Origin of the sequence: Occallatibacter gabretensis (genome assembly GCF_001449115.1) — a bacterium.
Classification (GTDB): Bacteria; Acidobacteriota; Terriglobia; order Terriglobales; family Acidobacteriaceae; genus Telmatobacter; species Telmatobacter gabretensis.
The window spans coordinates 38,098-55,868 of record NZ_LAIJ01000012.1 but is presented as its reverse complement, the minus strand read 5'-3'; the positions used below and the strand labels follow the sequence as shown (position 1 = coordinate 55,868).

The window sequence follows — 17,771 nt, the reverse complement described above, 5'->3', positions numbered from 1 at the left end:
CTCAGTCTGAAGAAACTACCTCAGGGGCTAAAGCCCAGAAGTTTTTGGAGTTCTTTTCGGCACGGCTAAAGCCGTGCCCTTTCAAAGCAATTACAAATTGAGACGTTACCCCAATTTGCGCCTTCTGCCCTTTCTTACATCGTGACTTGTCTGCGCTCAAGTTGTCCCGCAAGTCTACCGATATACGGCAATAGGCCCACCGTTGCGCAAAGGCAGAAAACTAGATCATGGATGAGTTGACGCGGGAGTTTCTGATCGAAAGCCAGGAGGGACTGGACCGCATGGAGCGGTGCCTGACCGAGCTGGAAAGCCGGCCAGACGATACGGCGTTGCTGGCGGACATCTTTCGCTCAGTGCACACGATTAAAGGCACGACGGGTTTTCTGGGATTTAAGCGGCTGGAGAAGCTGGCTCACGCCGGCGAGAATCTTCTGGGCCTGCTGCGTGATGGCAAACTGGTCGCGAAGCCGCACATTATTACAGGGCTGCTGGAGTTGTTGGATGGCCTGCGTTCGATTCTGAGCAATATTGAAGCTGATGGCGGCGAGGTCGATGTCGAGGATGCGGAATTAATTGCCCGGCTGGAAGAGTTGCAGGAGCCGGATGAAGAGCCGCAACCTGAAGAGCTCAGTGCTGCGTTGACCTCTACACAGGTGCAGAATCCACTTCTGATGGCTATGGCGCAGGAACAAAAGCAGGCGGTAGTACAGAAGAAGGCCACTGCTGAAGCTGTTGCCAGGCCGCGTCCCGTTCCGCAGGCAGCACCGGCAAGCGGCAGTGAACCTGCGAAGGGCGCTGCTGCGGTAACAACCGCAACATCTGCCGCGGAGAGCACGCTGCGTGTGGATGTGGCTCTGCTGAACAGGATGATGAACCTGGTGGGCGAGCTGGTGCTTACGCGCAACCAGGTGTTACAGGCCACGGCGGCCGATTCCAAGATGACTTTGCTTACGCGGCGGCTGGACATGGTGACGGCGGATCTGCGCGAGAGTGTAATGAAGGCGCGCATGCAGCCGGTGTCGAATATCTTCTCCAAGATGCCGCGCATTGTGCGCGATGTTTCACAGCTATTGGGCCGCAAGGTGCGCCTTGAAATGAATGGCCAGGAGACGGAGCTGGACAAGAGTCTGCTGGAGGCCATCAAGGATCCGCTGACACATGCCGTGCGGAACTCGCTTGACCATGGTATTGAGCCGCCGGAGGTTCGTGTGGCCGCGGGGAAGAATGCCGAGGGGACGCTGAAGCTGCGTGCTGGGCAGCAAGGCAGCCACGTGATTGTGGAAGTGAGCGATGATGGCGCCGGTATTTCGGCCGAGAAGGTTCGCAAGAAGGCTATTGAGCGCGGCCTGATCACTTTGGAGGCTGCAGCCCAACTTCCTGACCGTGAGTTGTTGAATCTGATTTTTCTGCCGGGCTTCTCCACTGCCACAGCAGTGACCAGCGTGAGTGGACGCGGCGTGGGCATGGACGTGGTGAAGACCAACGTGGAGAAGATTGGCGGCGAGGTGGAGATTGAATCGCGCCTGGGCAAAGGCACGACGCTGCGCCTGCGGATTCCGCTGACGCTGGCGATCATTCCCGCACTGATTGTTCGCAGCCTGGACAAGAGCTTTGCAGTACCGCAGGGGGCGCTGTCAGAGCTTGTGCATCTGAGCACCGAGCAGGCTGTGGAAGCGATTGAGTGGATTGAGAATGCGCCGCTGTACCGGCTGCGTGGGCAGCTTCTGCCGCTGGTCTTTCTGGATCGAATGCTGATGGCGGATACGCGTGGGCAATCGCGCGAAGTGGGCGATATTTTTGTCGCGGTTCTTGATGCTGATGGCCGCAGGTACGGTCTGGTGGTGGATGGGCTGGCCGATCCGGAAGAGATTGTGGTTAAGCCTCTGAGCCATGTGCTGAAAGACATTGGCCTCTATTCCGGCGCGACTGTGCTGGGCAATGGCGACCTGGCATTGATTCTGGATCCGGGTGCGATTGCAGCGAGGGCGGGCGTGGCCATGCGCGCTGAGGAGCAGATCAAGATGGGCGACGCGGTGGTGGAGGCCGAGGAGGCGCAAGGCAACGAGTATCTGCTGGTGGAAGTGGCAGGACGACGCGCGGCAGTGCGGCTTGCGGATGTGCTTCGGATTGAGCAGGTGTCGGCATCGCGAGTGGAATACATTGGCGTGCGGCCTGTGTTGCACTTCGACGGACAACTACTGGCCGTGGAAGATGCAGGGGGCATTTTGGCAGAGGCACGCGGCGAGATGCAGGTGATTGTTGTGGTCTGTCGCGAAGCTGGCCGCCAGATAGGCGTAGCTGTATCGCATGTGCTAGATGTGGCCGCGGGCAGCGACCTGATTGAGGCCGGCACGGCGCAGGCGGCAAGCGGCGTGACACTGCTCAAGGATCGCGTCACCGGCATTGTTGATCTGGGCAGCGTTTCAATGTTGCCTCTGCCTGAAGCTGCCTCCGAAGCCTGTGTGGAGAATGCACAATGAGCACAGCGGCAAACAGCCTTCGCTCCTGCAAGAAAGAGACCGCTGTCGAAATGGCCGAGGTCTGTTCGATTCATCTTGGCGACGGTCTTTATGGTCTTCCCATCTCGCACATTCTGGAGATTGTGGGAGATACCAAGCCTGAGACTGTGCCCCTGGCGCCAGCCTTTGTGGGCGGGCTGGTGCATTATCGCGGCGATGTGCTGACGACGGTGAATGCGCGGCAGCTTCTGGGCATGCCGCCGCTTGAAGGCAAGGTTCCTGATCTGCTGGTGGTGGAGAGCGCCAACGGCTGCTTCGGCTTGATCGTTGACTCGGTGCGCGAGGTACTTACTGTTTCGCAGGAAGACTTTGAGCCTAATCCATCCACGATTCACGAGCGATCCAAGGCCTTCTTTGCGGGCACATACAAGCTCAAAGACAGGCTGATGGTCATGCTGGACCCGGCACGCATTGACCCGCTTGAACTGGCCAGAGCAAACTGAGCCGCATTTACTGAACGGAGAGATTATGCGAGCGCTTATTGTCGACGACTCACGCTTTATCCGCAATCATCTGCGCGGCCTGCTTGCGCCACTTGGCATTGAGTGCGAGGAGGCTGCCAACGGCGCAGACGGACTGATGGCGCTTCGCGCATCTGCGCCATTCGAGCTGGCGCTGCTGGATTGGAATATGCCCATCATGAGCGGCCTGGAGATGCTGTGCCAGATGCGGGCTGAGGGGTATACCTCTGTGAAGGTCCTGATGGTGACCACGCGGTCTGAGAACGATAACATTTTGTGCGCACTGGACGCTGGTGCGGACGAGTACCTGATGAAGCCGTTTGAAGCTGAAGCGCTCTCCGGCAAACTGGCAATGATGGGCCTAGTGGGGGCGTAGCTGATGCTGGAGTTACAGTCTGAGGCGCGCGCAGCGTCCCGCATTCGTGTCCTTATAGTGGACGACTCCGCAGTGATGCGCAGTTTGCTCCGCTCGGTGGTCTCGACGGATTCCGCGCTGGAGGTGGCCGGAACGGCATCTGACGGGCTTTCCGCACTCAACGCGCTTTCTGTTGTGCGGCCCGATCTTGTTCTGCTGGATGTGGAGATGCCTGTAATGGATGGTCTTGCGACGCTCAAGCAGATGCGCGAGCGCGCTCCGCGGCTGCCTATCATCATGTGCAGCGCACTCACGCAGCGCGGCGCACAGGTGACCATTGAATCGCTTGCCAGCGGAGCGTCCGATTATGTGGCCAAGCCAACAGGACAAACCAGCCGAGAGGCGGCCACGCAGGCCCTGGCTGCAGAACTGATTCCGAAGATTCGCGCGCTCACGATGCGCCGCAGCTTGCCGTTTGCAACACGCAGGCAGAATCTCTCCCCTGCCACTGCTATGCCGCACCTTTCCGCGCGCCACGCGTACTCCCCCGCCCCGGCTGCAGTGGTGATTGGCGTTTCTACTGGCGGCCCAGCGGCGCTTGATGTGATTCTGCCTGCGCTGCCCGCGTCATTTCCACTGCCGGTGTTTGTGGTGCAGCACATGCCTGACCTTTTTACGCGGCAACTTGCGGAGCGGCTGAATACGCGCTGTGCTCCTGAGGTTTGCGAAGCAGCAGAGGGAATGGCTGTGCGCCCGGGGCGGATTTATATCGCCCGCGGCGACTGGCATATGAAGCTGGTGGCTGCACCGGGGCAGCCGCTGACGCTGCATCTGGATCAGGCGGCACTGGAGAATCACTGCCGGCCATCCGTCGATGTGCTCTTCCGGTCAGCCGCGCAGGTTTATGGCGGGAACCTGCTGGCTGTGATGCTCACAGGCATGGGCCATGACGGTTTGACCGGTACGCGTGCTCTCTATGATTTGGGCGCGACGATTCTTGCCCAGGACGAGGCCAGCAGCGCAGTGTGGGGTATGCCGGGAGCAATTGTTCACGAAAATCTGGCGCACACTGTGTTGCCTGTTCAACGAATGGCGGCGGAGATTCTGCGCCTGTGCGCTAAACCTGATAGCGAAGCGATGATGCTTCGGGAATCGGCGGTGTGAGGATGCAGGCCGATTTCAACTATCTGCGCGAGATGGTGAATTCTCTTTCGCACAATGTGCTTGATCCATCGCGCGATTATCTTTTTGAGACGCGATTGGCGCGGCTGCTACGGAATCGCGAGATGAGCCACATCGGAGAGCTGGTGGAACAGCTTCGCAGGCAGCGTGACGCGGCGCTGGAACGCGCCGTGGCCGAGGCCATGACGATCAATGAGACAAGCTTCTTTCGCGATGGAAGGCCTTTTGAGCTGCTCCGCAAGGAACTGCTGCCAGGCCTGATTGAAAAGCGCATGAGCACGCGCAAGCTGCGCCTCTGGTCCGCGGCCTGCTCCACCGGTCAGGAGGCATACTCACTGGCGATGCTGCTTCGTGAACATTTTCCGCTGCTTGCTACATGGGAGATTCGCATCGAGGGGACAGATTTCTCCGCGGAGATGGTTGCACGCGCGAGCGCGGGCCGCTATCACCGCATTGAGATCAACCGCGGGCTACCGGCGCGCTGCGTGGTCCGTTTCTTTGAGCATCAAGGAGAGGAATGGGCGATCAAGCCGGAGATTCGGCAGATGTGCAACTTTCGGCAAGCCGATCTCTGCCAGACTCCGCTGCCATTCGGCGAGCGATTCGATGTGATTTTCCTTCGTAACGTAATGCTTTACTTTTCAAATGAGTCACGCAAGAAGGTGCTGGCTGAAACTCAGAGGCTGCTTGCGTCGGATGGGGTACTTTTTCTTGGATTGAGCGAACAGCCTGCCGATATGTCGCTATGGAACCCCGTTTTGGCTGGGGGAACCTGCCACTTTACGCCGAAGGCGCGGTACAACAGTTAAAGACTGCCTCTTATTTTGCCGGCAAAGTCAGGACGAACTCAATTGCAGCGGCGATGAGCTTGCGACGCAGCGCATCGTCACTGCATGGGCCTATATCTACGCGCACCCACCCACGCATTCTCTTGTCTCGCATCCTCATGGGAATCACGCCGGATATCTTTAGCGCCCACGATTCATTGTCTTCGCCAACGCGCGCTAACATGCCGGTATCGCGCGCGCCAATCAGCAGCTTGCCATCGAGCAGCCAGGCCCATCCACCGAACATGGCCTTTTCCGATAGACCAAATTGGCCATTGAGATCTTCGGCGATGAGTGTTTCGAGGCCTTTATCGCGAGCCATTGCGCTGCCCCTTTACTGCGTTAGAAGCCGCTGTGTCTCAGCGTGCAAAAGCTCGGTGATCTGCGCCTCGGTGACATCGCGATCGAAGCGAATGGGTTCGCCGACGCGTATTTCGATTTTGCCGGAGCGAAACCAGCCGCGGCCTTTTTGTTTCAGATCGCCGAGACCGAGCAACGCTACTGGAAGGACGGGCACGCCGGACTGCTTTACCAGCAGTCCGATTCCCTGCCGGAATGGGGCCAGTTTGCCGGACTCCGAACGTGTGCCTTCCGGAAAGACAAGCACATTAAAGCCGCGGTCCAGCGCGTGGCCTGCATGGGTGAAGCTGCGCTGAAAGTCGCGCGTGCGTGGGAGCGGGAAGACGTTATAGAGCACCGTGGCGAGGAACCATGCGATGGGGCCGAAGGGCGAGAACTTGCCGTAACGCGGGCCGCGCTCGGGATTGCGGAAGTGGAGCATGTCGTCCAGCATTTCACCAGACATGGCCGTCGCGAGGTGTCGGCGCAGCTTACCGGGTAGCGCGTATTGCACGAGCGGCCCATCATACGCGGAGATGTGGTTGGCGATGATGAGCATTGGACCGGTGGTGTGGAGGGCGGCACGCAAATCAGCAGGCGCCGTTACGCGCGGAGCAGCAAGGAACCATGTCAGAGGCTGTGCAATCGCCTCCTGAAATACAACGCGCAGTGTTTGCACAGGCCAGATCCACGGCCAGAGTGAATACGTGTAATTACGCTGTGCGGCTGGGATCGGAGCGGCTGAAGTTTCGCTTGACAGTGAGGGCTGGCGAGTTTGCGAAGCGCTCGATGACGCGGAATCCGAGATTGATCCGACACCACCCGCCAGTGCGCGTAGCTCGCCCAGCGTGCGAATCTCTTCGAGAAAGCCGGACTCGGGCGGCATTCCCAGTTTCTGTTCAATTGCGGCGGCAAGCTGTACGCGACCCAGACTGTCGAGATGTAGGTCTTCATCGAGCCGCAGTTCGTCGCCCACGTTGTGCGGTGTCTCGCCGGTGATTCCAGCGATCAAGTGCAAGAGCCAATCCGATGAAGGCGCGAAAGCTGTCTCTGAACGAAGGCCGAGCCGAGCGGCTTCGACGCTATGAACCCATTCGGAGACTGCTTTGCGACGAACCTTTCCGGTTGTGGTGCGCGGCAGGTCCGGCTCTGGCCATAGCAGCCAGCGGCGCACGCGCTGGAAATCCGCCAGACGCGTGTTGGCCTGCTCGATTGCATCGGGAGCGCCTTCACTTGCACCGCGCATGGCGAGCACTGCGCATGGCTCAGGACCGGATGGGGTTTCGAGAGCTACGACCGCGCATGCCACCACGCCTGGCTGTTGCTCAATGATTGCTTCCAGATCTTCCGGGTGAATATTTACGCCCGATGCGGTGACGATGACTTCACTCTTGCGGCCGAGGAACTTCAGCTCACCTGTTTCCTGCGCTTCGGCGAGATCGCCCGTGGATAGCCATTCGTCCTGGCGCTGGTGCAACTCGCCTCCGGACCACGTTGCGCTTGAGATCATTGGGCCGCGTACGAGCACTTCGCCGTCGGCGCCGATTTTTACTTCGCGTCCGGGGAGTGGCTTACCGATGGTGCCCTTGGCCACGCGGAAGGGGTGGTTGAGCGTAATGAGCGCCGTGGTCTCCGTCATGCCGTAGCCCTGTACGAGTACGAACCCGAGCGCGTTCCAGAATTCTTCGACGCTGGGAGAAAGCGCGCCGCCGCCGGAGATGAGCGCCCAGAATTTGAACCCGAAGGCCCGATGTACTTTGCGAAACCACCACCAGCGCTTCCAGCCGAATTTGCCTGCGGGTTTGGCGCGGGATTCTGCAACACGCTTGGAGAGATTGGGAATGGAGGCTTCAAGATGTGTTTTGAGAAGCGCGAAGACGCGCGGAACAGCTGCAAGGACAGAGATACGTTCGCGCTGGATGGTCTCGATCAGACGGGGCGCGACGAGACGGCTTTCAAAGTGAACTTCAGCGCGGAAGATGGGTGGAATCCAGAGGCCCATGGTTTGCCCAAAGACATGGCTGAGCGGCAGCGTGTGCAGAAACCGCAGCGGATGCACATATTTTTCATAGCGCATATAACTCTGTGCGGCCTGCTCGATGGGACCTATGCTGGCAAGCACATTGCCGTGGGTGTGCACGATGCCTTTGGGGTCGCCGGTGGTGCCGGAGGTGAAGAGAATCTGCAGAGGCGTTTCGCGGTTGAGGCCTTGCACTGGGCCAAGTTCATTCTGCGGCAAAGCTGTGGGCCAGTTTTCAAAGGCAATGAGTGGGAAGTGATGATCCGCATCCGAGGGGAGTTGCTTCAACAGGTTTGCATCGCCCACGGCCACCCTGGGCTGCACGTCGGCAGCGATGCGGGCCGCGAATTCTGCGCTGCCGAAGGCATCAAGAGGCACTGCAAGCGCGCCGCGCAGAATGCAGCCGTGAAATGCGGCAACCCACTCGGCGGAGTTTTCACCCCAGATCAGAACGCGATCGCCGGGTGCGACATGATGTGCTTCCAGAAGAGCGGCGAAGCGCCCTGCAAGGTTTGCAATCTCGCCGTAGGTGGCCGCGCGGCGGCGATTGCCCTCCGTACGCACCACGGCAATCTCATGCCCGTAGCGGCGAAAATCTTCAACGAGTGTGGCAAGATGCTCGCGCATAGGGTTGCAGCATCATGTTAGCAGCGCGGCAGATGGGAGCCACGACACGATTGGGACAGTTTCAATTCTGACTCAGTCCTGAGCGGCTGCAGCGGGCACCACGCTGTCAGGCGAGCCGGGCTCGCGTGCCGCGTGCGCCTCTTCCAGCATCTGCTGATCGGCAAAGCGGTAGCCAACGTAAATATCGGTGAGCAGGTAGACGGGCCGCGCCGGATCATCCTCGATCTTCTTGCGAAGCTGGCGCACAAAGGTCCGCAAATACTCAACCTCTTCGCGACAATCCGCACCCCACACCGCGGTAAGCAGCCGGGCATACGTGACTACGCGACCGGCGCGGCTCATGAGGCAATGGAGGATGTCGAACTCCTTGCGCGTAAGGTGAATGGGCTGGCCGCGCCTTGTGACCAGGCGCCGAGGGGGATTCAACTTGATCTCGCCGATCTCAATCGGGGCATCGTCTGGCCGCTGCGGCTGCTGCACGCGGCGCACCGTGGCACGAATACGTGCCACCAGTTCGCGTACGCTGAAGGGCTTGGTGACGTAGTCATCTGCGCCGGCCTCAAGCGCATGCACCTTTTCGTCTTCGGTATCGCGAACGGTCAGCATCAGAATCGGTAGACGAGGCGAGGCTGCGCGAATCCGCCGCAACGTTTCCAGGCCGCCAATGCCGGGCATATTTACATCGAGCAGGACCACGTCATAGGGCTCGGCGCGCAGCATCTCCAGCGCAATCTCACCACGCGAGGCCTCGGCTACTTCAAATCCCAACTCCGACAACGGAGGCCTAAGGGCGCGGCGAATTGCCGGTTCGTCATCCACAATCAATACGCGCAGTGCTGTCTGCGTCTGGGTCATAAAGCCGAACTCCTCTTTTGGTTCGCGGCTGCAGGAGCCGCGTCTGTCTCATTTGCCGGTGCGAGCGGAATTGCGGCAAAGAAAGTAGTTCCTTCCTCTGCGCCGCTTGCTGCCCATACCGATCCGCCATGCGCCAGCGCAACGCGCTTGGCCACGGAAAGCCCAATGCCCGTGCCCGCCGCGTGCGCAACGCCGGAGGCCGAGCGGTAGAAACGATCGAAGATGCGCTCGCGATCTGACTGCGGAATGACCGGCCCGAAGTTCCGTACGGAGAAAATTACTTCATCGCCCGTGCGCTCGGCGCGCATCACAATCGGTGTGCCCAGGTCAGAGTATTTGCAGGCATTTTCCACATATTGCGCGAGCAGCAGGGATATCATCTGCCGATCGCAGCGCAGCGCCAGTTTTTCGTCCGGCGACTCCAGTTGCGTGTCGGCAGCGCGCTCGCCCAGCAGCGTGCATGCCTCTTCCAAGAGACTGGCCGCGGATACCGTGGAAATTTGCAGCTTAAAGGCTATCTGACTGGCCTCTCCGTCACTGCCTGCCAGCCGTGCTGTCTGGAGCAGGCGCGTGGTCAGGTCGCTGAGCAGTCGCGCCTGATCGTCAATCAGCTCCACGAGGTCAGCCTGCGCGGGACTAAGCTTTCTCTGCATCTCCTGCAGGCCGCTGGCAGCAGCGCGAATGGCGGTCAGTGGCGTTTTGTAGGCATGAGCAAGGCCGTCGAGTACTGCTGTCCGCAACTGTTCGGCCTCGCGTTCGGCCTCAATGCGGCTCTCATTCGCGGTTGCCCGGTAACGATCGAAGGTCATGGCCGCTATATCCCCAATGGCATCATTCACCAGCGGAGAAGTTTCGCCGCGCAGCACCAGGCTGCCGACGGGCACGGCCCCGAGGCGCAGAACGCGCCTGCTGATGCCGGTCGTCACATCGTCGGAGGTTGTCTCGAAGTGATACACATTCTGCGCGAGTTCTCCGGGATCTTTGCTCCACTCGCCGGCCTGATACACGGCATGCAGATCGCGGTCAAAGATAGCTACAGCTTCCAGCGCGAAGATTTCGTAGATAAGCTCAATGAGGCGCGGTCCAGGCTCAAGATGCAAATCAAGCTGCAGAGTACGCCGCGTGAGCTCGTGCAGGCTGCTCATCTCCCACTCCGCTGAACGCACATCCGTGGGGACTGGATCGGCCGCTTTGGGGTTCTGCCGTGGGGACGCTGCCGCGCGCAATCCGGCCACAATCCGCCGAATACTACCCTTAGCCTGTGCGCGTTTCTGGGCCCGGTTGGCCGGGTCGCGCATTGGTACGGGAAACCCTGACAAAACTGCCCCCTGAAACTCTCCCTGCAGAATTTGCTCTGCGCCGGGTAAAACGTTGTTTTAGTTATTTCAACTGGGCTAAGTTCGAAGTCTTTCCGGCAACAATCGATAAAGAAATAAATGGCTATTCCGTGGATTCTAACAGATTCCTTATCGCATCTTTACAGTAATGTGGCAATTCAACCTTCCTTTCTGATGCCGCCAGCATTGCATTTTTACGGCGCCGCCAAACTGCCACGGCGAGAATTCGTTGCTGGATGGCGTCCGATTTGCTTGCATCCTCCCCGTTTCTGGTTGCTATTCTGTTCTTGACAATCCTTAGATGCCCGGCGCTGCAGGAGAGCCTCTGCAAGTGTTTATGCGATCCTTATGAGCCGAACCCTAGACTGATCTGTTCGCAAACCTTTATTTCGCACCTGAAGGAGTTTCATGTCCATTGAGTACCGCAATTTTCTGGCGCTTCCGTATGACGAGCTGGAAGAACTGAACCTGGCAGCCAAGACCGACCGCATCAACCGCGTCCCTATTGACGAAATCCGCGATAAGCGTCTGAACTACCTGGCCGAAGAAAAGCGCATCAAGGCTGTAACGGTTCTCTTCTCCGACCTGGAAGGCCGGCTTCACCTGCTCGATTACGACAAGAAGTTCCTGCTGAACAGCTACGAGAACCTGACCTTTGACGGCTCATCTATTCGCGGTTTTACCGCGCAGAAGGAGAGCGATCTGCGGCTCGGCATTGACTGGAGCGCGTTTTACTGGGTTCCGGCGGATGTGTTCGGCACAGGCAAGGTGCTGGTCTTCGGCATTGTCATCGACAAGGATGGCACTCCCTACTCCGGCGATTTGCGCGGCGTTCTCAAGGCATACTCCGACAAGCTGTACGCCGAAAAGGGCTACACGTTGAATGCAGCGAACGAGATTGAAGGCTTCCTGTTCGCGGGCAAGGATGCGGAAAAGAACTTCCATCTCACCGGCAAGTTCGATTACGTAAACACTGGCGGTTACTACCACTCGCTTCCGCTTGATCCGCTGCGCCAGTTCATTGACACTGCAGCTGAAGTGCAGCGTGCCATGGGCTTCCAGAACGAGAAGGACCACCCGGAGGTTGCGCCCAGCCAGTTTGAGATTAACTATGGCTACGGCGAGGTTGTTGCCGCCGCGGACCAGATACAGCTCTACAAGCTGTTGACCCGCCAGATTGCTACCAACATGGGATACACGGCGAGCTTCCTGCCGAAGCCCGTCGTCGGAGTGAATGGCTCCGGCATGCACACGAATCTCTCGGTGTCACATAACAAGACCAACCTGATGTGGGATGCACACGGCCAGGAGAAGCTTTCGGAGTTCGGCTGGGATTTTATCGACCGTATTTTGTCGCGCGCGCTTGATATCTGCCTCATTCTGAACCCGAGCGTGAACGCCTATCGCCGCCTGGACCCGCACTTTGAGGCGCCGAACCAGATCAAGGCTTCAGCCACGGATCGCGGCTCCATGGTGCGCGTGCCCATTGGCAACTCGAAGTCGATGCGCGTGGAAGTTCGCTCGGTGGCTCCAGATGCGAACCCGTATCTCGCGCTCTACTCCATCTTCAAGACGGGCATTGACGGCACCAAGGCGGAGATCAAAAATCTGCGCCAGGCCAGCCGTTATCTGCCCGACAACGTTCAGCAGGCCATTGAGGATTTCAGGAAGTCAAAGTGGGTTGCAGAGATTCTGGGAGCGGATGTGCAGGGCCGCTTTGCGGAACTGAAGCAGGCTGCCGCGGATCGCTGCCCCAGGGCTCTCGGGACTTTCGTGAAGGGACCTGAGGTGCAGTATCACCATGAGGTATACAACCAGTCGCTTTGGAACTTGTTTTAGACTTCACTTTGCTCTCAAGAAAACCGGCGTGGCCCTTGTGGGCTGCGCCGGTTTTTTGTGCTGGGCATTCTTTATTGCGGCAGCCCTTGCATGACCCACTGACCATTGCCCTTTTTGGGATCACCATTGCTGTCGATATACGGTGACATCGTGCTGAGGTATACGTACATGTACTGCTGCCAGTAGATTTGCTTGATGGACCAACTCCCCGGGCCTGCAGGCGCGAGCGTGTAATCTGAGGGCTCTGAAGTGCCGAAGTCATAGAGCTTCACTGCTCCATCGGAAGCGCGGTAGCTTAGGAACAATCGTGGATTTTTGGCCAAGCGGAAATAGCTTTTCTCCTTCGGGCCGAGCACGATGAAATCCAAGGGTGCAATTCCGGATTTCAAATACACCCAGGCGTCGGCCTGGAGTCCGTCCGGCGCGACCATGTATTGCCCTGTTGAAACGCTCTGGATTTGTACTCGAGCGCCCGTGTCGGCGGGACGATTGGGAATCTGCCAATCCACCGGCGGTGTGTCGTAGCCCGACCCGCTGCGCCACTGCCAGGTGTAATACATGTGCAGTGAGGTATCGTAGAGGTCGTCGTAGCCCGGCCATGGAATGGCGTTATAGATACAAGTGCGCTGCTCCTTCTTGATATTGTTCATGTAGCCCACTTTGTCTGTAGTGCCGACATTCTTCTGCATGCACTGATCCACGCTTTGTCCTGTGCCTGTTTCGCCGGCCATGAGTACATAGCTTTCATTGCGGTTCGACGCCTTGTCATACCAGTGCGTCATTTCATTCTCGTCATAGCTGAGCCAGTTGTTTGCCAGGGTTTCGGCTTCGCTGGTAGCAATAGCCTGGCGCTGCTCCATGGGATAGCCCATGGTTCGTATGAAAGCCGCCCAGGCATCCTTGGTAGCTTCAGAAGCTACCAGCGGGTCCTTCTTCATATTGCTGGGCCTGTAGGCGTTCCAAGAGGAATCGATCCCTGTGCCGGGTTTCCAGATGACGTCTCCGCTGGTGTAGTTAAGGATTTTCGAAATGCTGTGCTCATGGACTTCAGAACCGGGCGCACACAGGTAGCTCTTGATGGAGCGCACCTTGGTGTAACTGTCAGTGTCCAGACGCACGACGTGCTCCGAGCTGAAGGAGTCCTCAAAGAGGTGCAGAGCGCGGCCAAAGAGAAAGAAGTTACGGTCAACATCCACTGAAATGGAACCTGCCGCGCCGCCGTCGTAAACGTTCATGATGGTGGGCGGAGCCATTGCCGCGTTGACAAAGTATTGAATAAATCTTCTTCTGCCCTCTTTCGCTGCATCGACGGAACCCTGGCCTCCTTGCGAATCATTCTTGCGCATGAAGTGGTCTTCCTGAAGTTCTTCCGCTTCCTGTGCTACCGCGGACCAGCAGTCCTTCAAGCCGATATATTTGGACGCGACGTTATAGCCGGCAATATCCACCCAGCGCTCGCCAACAATGGCAGCATAGATGGCTTTATAGCGGGACAGATATCGATCATCGTTGTAGATTTCCGATTTGATGCTCCTTACCACGTCCTGCGCGCCCAGAGTATTGAGACTAAGGTTCTTCGCTTTGCCCTGTGTCCATTTCTTGCGTGGGTCTTTGGGATCGGGCAGGTCGGGCATGCTGGCCGGGGTGTAGCCGAGCAGCTCCACCGCTGCCATGCGGGTCACCCACTCGTGCCCCATGGGAATGGTATTGCCAAAGCCAAGACTGACACCGCTCTGCGTGTAACCTGTCATGCCGCTGGTAGTGGCTTCAGCACCGGCGATGGCACTGGGATGATTACTGGGTGCGGGACGAGCACCGGCTTCAGATAAAGCACCGGCACCGGCGAGAGAGAGTACAACCGCAGCTGTGAGCATTGAAAAACTGACACGAAGCATGTGTAGTCCTCATTTCGGAATGGGAAGAGAAGCGACTTAACTCTATGGCGGCATTCCATGCACGCCATGCGATATGACAGCGCCCATGGCTGTCACGTAATCCATTCGAAACAAAGCCTGGAGAGGAGAAATTTGCGACAAACCACAAACTCCTTATGCATCCCCGAGAGGGCGCACAAAAAGCAGACATTACATAACCACATAGACATGCGGCTTTTATCTGCCGCGTAGGGCCGTGGGGAGGCCGCAAGGCGTGAGGAGAAAGGCAGGTAATTCTGCCTAAAGAGCACTGCTAGTAGATGGCCCGGGTGACTGACCGATTATAAAGTGGTGCACAGGATTGTCAATCTTCATTCGGCTTATCAGGCAAAACGCAGTGGTCCCAAAGATTTCTTAAGGTCAAACCCATCGGCGCGACCGAGGCCGCGCCGATGGGTTTTATGACTCCAGAAAAAACGAGTGCCGATCCTTAGTGATGAAACCCCGCTCCATTCTCTGACGCTTTAAAGCCGGGCTGCGCGGCGAACCAGTGGAGATGGCGTTCGATATCGCGTATGAGCATGGCTGCCAAATCATGCGTGAAGCCGTTGCGGATGACTGCGCGCTGCACTGTTACGTACTCGCGATTGGCCGGTAGTCGATAGCTGGGAACCTGCCAACCGCGGTCGCGCAGACGGTCTGACAGATCGTAGAGAGACCAGTTCGTTGGTTCCTTCAGCTTCCATGCAACGACAGGCAGGTCATGCCCTGTAGAAAGAACATCAAATGGTCCGAGTTTGCCGATCTTATGCGCGAGCTCCGCTGCTACTTCGCGGCAGGCCTCATGAACGGCGCGATATCCGGCGCGCCCGAGGCGAATGAGGTTGTAATACTGAGCGACGATCTGGCTCGCGGGCCGTGAAAAATTGATGGCCAGCGTCGGCATGGATCCGCCGAGATAATCCACATTGAAGATCAGTTCGGGGTGCAGGTCTTCTTTTGTACGCCAGATGATCCAGCCCACGCCGGGATAGACAAGCCCGTATTTATGTCCAGAGGTATTGATGGATTTGACGCGCGGCAGACGGAAATCCCATTGCAGCTCCGGCTGCAGAAATGGCGCCACGAAGCCGCCGCTTGCGCCGTCAACATGAATGGGAATGTCGAGGCCGGTGCTCTGCTGAAGCTGATCCAGGGCTTCGCTTAACGCGGGCACATCCTCGTAGTGGCCGGTGAAGGTGCTGCCGAGTACGGAGACTACGCCGATTGTGTTCTCATCGCAGACGGCAGCAGCTTTTTTAGGGTTTGTTACCACTTCGCCGTGTTCGAGCGGCACTTCGCGCGGCTCTACATCCCAGTAGCGCGCAAACTTGTGCCAGCAGACCTGCGTGTTCGACCCCATGACGATGTTCGGTTTGTCTGTTGGCTTGCCCAGCTTGCGCATCTTCTCTCGCCAGGCCCACTTGAGCGCCAGGCCGCCGAGCATGCATGCTTCGCTTGAGCCGATGGTGGATGTGCCGATGGTGTGGCGCGGATCGGGCGCATTCCAGAGATCGGACAGCATGTGTACGCAGCGCATTTCCAGTTCCGCAGTTTGCGGATACTCATCCTTGTCGATCATGTTCTTGTCGAATGTCTCCGACATCAGCTTGTGTGCTTCCGGCTCCATCCACGTGCTGCAGAAGGTGGCCAGATTGAAGCGCGAGCTGCCGTCCATGATGAGCTCGTCGTGGATCAGGTGGTAAGCCGTGCTCGGCGCCATGCCGTGCTCCGGAATGGCATGCAGCGGAGCGGGCCCGAGCAGCGCATGGCGCGCATACATGGGACGAATCGAATCAAGGTTGTGGTGATTTCGCGCGGGATGGGTTGGGGATTGAGGGACAACTTCCGGCTCTGTGGACATGTGCAACCTCCAGGAAGACTCATCCTATCGGCAAGACCTCGTCTTACGCTTCAATACTTTGCGAATCTTGCAAGACTGGAAGGCTACACCTGTGTGGTACTACACGGGTCACTGTGTAGCGTCCTCTATTTGTTGCGAGATGGAACTCACATACTCTCGTGTCATGGACGCACTCATGGATGCAAAAGAGTGGTCCGTAACCCTGGAATCACAAGGGTTAAACGGGAGAAACCATGATGAGCAACGGAAACAAATTGTCTTTCGCGCATGCGTCGCGCTCGAGCCTGATCACTCTTCTTGCCCTGACGGGCATAGCGCAGGTAGCAGTGTCTCAAGCGAGTTCAGGCGCGCCTTCGGCGACATCGACGGCCTCTTCCATGCCTGCAATGGCGCCGCTGAGCGCAGACAAGCTTGACGCCCTGGTTGCTCCTATCGCTCTTTATCCCGATTCACTGGTAGCTCAGATTCTGGCGGCGGCGACTAACCCGGAAGATGTGGCCACGGCCGAGCAGTGGCTGAAGCAGAACAACGGCCTGAGCGGATCAATGCTTGTGTCAGCTATCGACGAGCAGCCCTGGGATCCGAGCGTCAAAGCTCTCACACAGTTCCCCGCCCTGCTGGCGAACCTCGATAGTAATCTGCCGTGGACGTCGAGCCTGGGAGAAGCCTTCAGCCATCAGCAGGCGGATGTGATGAGCGCGGTGCAGAGAATGCGCGCCCGGGCAAAGGCTGCAGGAACTCTCACTTCCACATCCCAGGTAAAGGTAGTGCAGCAGAATCCCTCAACAATTGTGATTCAACCTGCGAGCTCACAGACCATCTACGTGCCGCAATATAACCCGGCCCTGGTGTATGGAACGCCCATCGTGGTGCCGTATTACACCCCGCCGGTGGTTGTGGCCTCGCCTGTTCTAGCCTGGGGCCAAGGAATCACCGTGAATGTTGGATGGGGCGGCGGCTGGGGTGGTTGGGGCGCGTGGAACTGCAACTGGGGTGGCGGCGGTGTGTTCTACAACAACAACGTCTGGATCAATAACAACACTTATAACAACTATCACCCGTGGGGACCTGGGTGGGGACCCCATGGTGGACCTTATGGCCCGAATGGACCTAATGGGCCTGGTGGCGGTGGTTACCATCCGATCGGGCCGATTGGACCTGGAGGTGGTGGATACCACCCGGTTGGTCCTAATGGCGGCGGTGGACAACCGTATGGTCCCGGTGGTGGTGGGTATCATCCGTCTGGTCCCGGCGGAGGCGGATACCGGCCTTCCGGGCCCGCTGGTGGCGGCCAGCCGGGTGGAGGAAGCAATAGCTTTCACCCTGGTGGTGGCTACCCACCTCAAGGCGGTTCTGCAAATGGCGGTCGCTCAGGTGGTTTTCAGCCTCAAGGCGGCGGCTTCAACGGGGGCCGTAACTCGAATGGGTTCGGCGGAGGCGGTCAACGTTCCTATATGAGCGGCAATGGGATGAATGATCGAGCTGCCGGTATGAGAGGCCGTTCCAGCATGGGCGGCGGTGGCTGGGGCGGAGGACGCGGATTTGGTGGCGGCGGGCGTGGTTTCGGTGGTGGCGGACGCGGCTTTGGCGGCGGCAGGCGTTAAGCCATCCGGCAGCGACGAAACAAATATTG

At 58.4% G+C, this 17,771-nt stretch carries 13 protein-coding genes; 7 read left to right on the top strand and 6 right to left on the bottom strand.

Annotated features, from left to right (window positions below; translation table 11 throughout):
- Nucleotides 1–227: 227 nt before the first annotated feature.
- Genes VO84_RS19360 through VO84_RS19340 form a run of 5 tightly spaced genes read left to right on the top strand, consistent with a single transcriptional unit; the run spans nucleotide 228 to nucleotide 5,326 of the window.
- On the top strand, nucleotides 228–2,480 hold the full coding sequence (locus tag VO84_RS19360; RefSeq protein WP_058189439.1) for a chemotaxis protein CheA: 2,253 nt from the start codon (nucleotides 228–230) through the stop codon (nucleotides 2,478–2,480).
- Nucleotides 2,477–2,962 carry a chemotaxis protein CheW gene (locus tag VO84_RS19355; protein WP_058189438.1) on the top strand — a complete coding sequence of 162 codons (486 nt, stop codon included), beginning with the start codon at nucleotides 2,477–2,479 and terminating at the stop codon, nucleotides 2,960–2,962. Before VO84_RS19360 ends, VO84_RS19355 begins: the two co-directional genes overlap by 4 nt.
- Nucleotides 2,963–2,987: 25 nt before the next feature.
- Nucleotides 2,988–3,356 (top strand): response regulator, encoded by a 369-nt coding sequence (locus VO84_RS19350; protein ID WP_058189437.1) that lies wholly within the window; start codon nucleotides 2,988–2,990, stop codon nucleotides 3,354–3,356.
- A 3-nt stretch (nucleotides 3,357–3,359) separates the two neighbouring features.
- Nucleotides 3,360–4,499: a protein-glutamate methylesterase/protein-glutamine glutaminase gene (locus VO84_RS19345; RefSeq protein WP_058189436.1), complete on the top strand. Its 1,140-nt coding sequence runs from the start codon at nucleotides 3,360–3,362 to the stop codon at nucleotides 4,497–4,499.
- A 2-nt stretch (nucleotides 4,500–4,501) separates the two neighbouring features.
- The gene (locus VO84_RS19340) at nucleotides 4,502–5,326 is read left to right on the top strand and encodes a CheR family methyltransferase (protein ID WP_058189435.1); all 825 of its coding nucleotides are present in this window, start codon (nucleotides 4,502–4,504) and stop codon (nucleotides 5,324–5,326) included.
- Nucleotides 5,327–5,336: 10 nt separating this feature from the next.
- Here VO84_RS19340 and VO84_RS19335 read toward each other — a convergent pair whose 3' ends face one another.
- The 4 genes from VO84_RS19335 to VO84_RS19320 form a co-directional block, all read right to left on the bottom strand.
- Nucleotides 5,337–5,666, bottom strand: coding sequence for a TfoX/Sxy family protein (locus tag VO84_RS19335; RefSeq protein WP_058189434.1), 330 nt, complete (start codon nucleotides 5,664–5,666; stop codon nucleotides 5,337–5,339).
- A gap of 12 nt (nucleotides 5,667–5,678) precedes the next feature.
- The gene (locus VO84_RS19330) at nucleotides 5,679–8,330 is read right to left on the bottom strand and encodes an AMP-binding protein (RefSeq protein ID WP_058189433.1); all 2,652 of its coding nucleotides are present in this window, start codon (nucleotides 8,328–8,330) and stop codon (nucleotides 5,679–5,681) included.
- A 72-nt stretch (nucleotides 8,331–8,402) separates the two neighbouring features.
- The gene (locus VO84_RS19325) at nucleotides 8,403–9,185 is read right to left on the bottom strand and encodes a response regulator transcription factor (RefSeq protein WP_082662216.1); all 783 of its coding nucleotides are present in this window, start codon (nucleotides 9,183–9,185) and stop codon (nucleotides 8,403–8,405) included.
- A complete protein-coding gene (locus VO84_RS19320) occupies nucleotides 9,182–10,420 on the bottom strand; it encodes a sensor histidine kinase (protein ID WP_197414131.1) in 1,239 nt (412 codons plus the stop codon). The genes VO84_RS19325 and VO84_RS19320 overlap by 4 nt, the downstream gene beginning before the upstream one ends.
- Before the next feature lie 510 nt (nucleotides 10,421–10,930).
- On the opposite strand from VO84_RS19320, the gene VO84_RS19315 reads away from it, so the two are divergent.
- Nucleotides 10,931–12,361, top strand: a complete 1,431-nt coding sequence (locus VO84_RS19315) for a glutamine synthetase family protein (RefSeq protein ID WP_058189431.1) — start codon at nucleotides 10,931–10,933, stop codon at nucleotides 12,359–12,361.
- Between the two features lie 71 nt (nucleotides 12,362–12,432).
- On the opposite strand, the gene VO84_RS19310 is transcribed toward VO84_RS19315, so the two are convergent.
- Complete coding sequence (locus VO84_RS19310) at nucleotides 12,433–14,256, bottom strand: hypothetical protein (RefSeq protein ID WP_058189430.1); 1,824 nt, start codon at nucleotides 14,254–14,256, stop codon at nucleotides 12,433–12,435.
- A 469-nt stretch (nucleotides 14,257–14,725) separates the two neighbouring features.
- Entirely contained in the window at nucleotides 14,726–16,138 is a 1,413-nt protein-coding gene (locus VO84_RS19305; protein ID WP_082662214.1) for a glutamate decarboxylase, read from the bottom strand.
- Nucleotides 16,139–16,371: 233 nt separating this feature from the next.
- Here VO84_RS19305 and VO84_RS19300 point away from each other — a divergent pair, with 233 nt between their 5' ends.
- The gene (locus tag VO84_RS19300; RefSeq protein ID WP_058189429.1) at nucleotides 16,372–17,742 is read left to right on the top strand and encodes a DUF3300 domain-containing protein; all 1,371 of its coding nucleotides are present in this window, start codon (nucleotides 16,372–16,374) and stop codon (nucleotides 17,740–17,742) included.
- The last annotated feature ends 29 nt before the right edge of the window (nucleotides 17,743–17,771 follow it).

Excerpts from the sequence above, each read along its gene's own strand:
- VO84_RS19360 (WP_058189439.1), top strand. The coding sequence starts at position 228 with ATGGATGAGTTGACGCGGGAGTTTCTGATCGAAAGCCAGGAGGGACTG.
- VO84_RS19355 (WP_058189438.1), top strand. The coding sequence starts at position 2,477 with ATGAGCACAGCGGCAAACAGCCTTCGCTCCTGCAAGAAAGAGACCGCT.
- VO84_RS19350 (WP_058189437.1), top strand. The coding sequence starts at position 2,988 with ATGCGAGCGCTTATTGTCGACGACTCACGCTTTATCCGCAATCATCTG.
- VO84_RS19345 (WP_058189436.1), top strand. The coding sequence starts at position 3,360 with ATGCTGGAGTTACAGTCTGAGGCGCGCGCAGCGTCCCGCATTCGTGTC.
- VO84_RS19340 (WP_058189435.1), top strand. The coding sequence starts at position 4,502 with ATGCAGGCCGATTTCAACTATCTGCGCGAGATGGTGAATTCTCTTTCG.
- VO84_RS19335 (WP_058189434.1), bottom strand. The coding sequence starts at position 5,666 with ATGGCTCGCGATAAAGGCCTCGAAACACTCATCGCCGAAGATCTCAAT.
- VO84_RS19330 (WP_058189433.1), bottom strand. The coding sequence starts at position 8,330 with ATGCGCGAGCATCTTGCCACACTCGTTGAAGATTTTCGCCGCTACGGG.
- VO84_RS19325 (WP_082662216.1), bottom strand. The coding sequence starts at position 9,185 with ATGACCCAGACGCAGACAGCACTGCGCGTATTGATTGTGGATGACGAA.
- VO84_RS19315 (WP_058189431.1), top strand. The coding sequence starts at position 10,931 with ATGTCCATTGAGTACCGCAATTTTCTGGCGCTTCCGTATGACGAGCTG.
- VO84_RS19310 (WP_058189430.1), bottom strand. The coding sequence starts at position 14,256 with ATGCTTCGTGTCAGTTTTTCAATGCTCACAGCTGCGGTTGTACTCTCT.
- VO84_RS19305 (WP_082662214.1), bottom strand. The coding sequence starts at position 16,138 with ATGTCCACAGAGCCGGAAGTTGTCCCTCAATCCCCAACCCATCCCGCG.
- VO84_RS19300 (WP_058189429.1), top strand. The coding sequence starts at position 16,372 with ATGATGAGCAACGGAAACAAATTGTCTTTCGCGCATGCGTCGCGCTCG.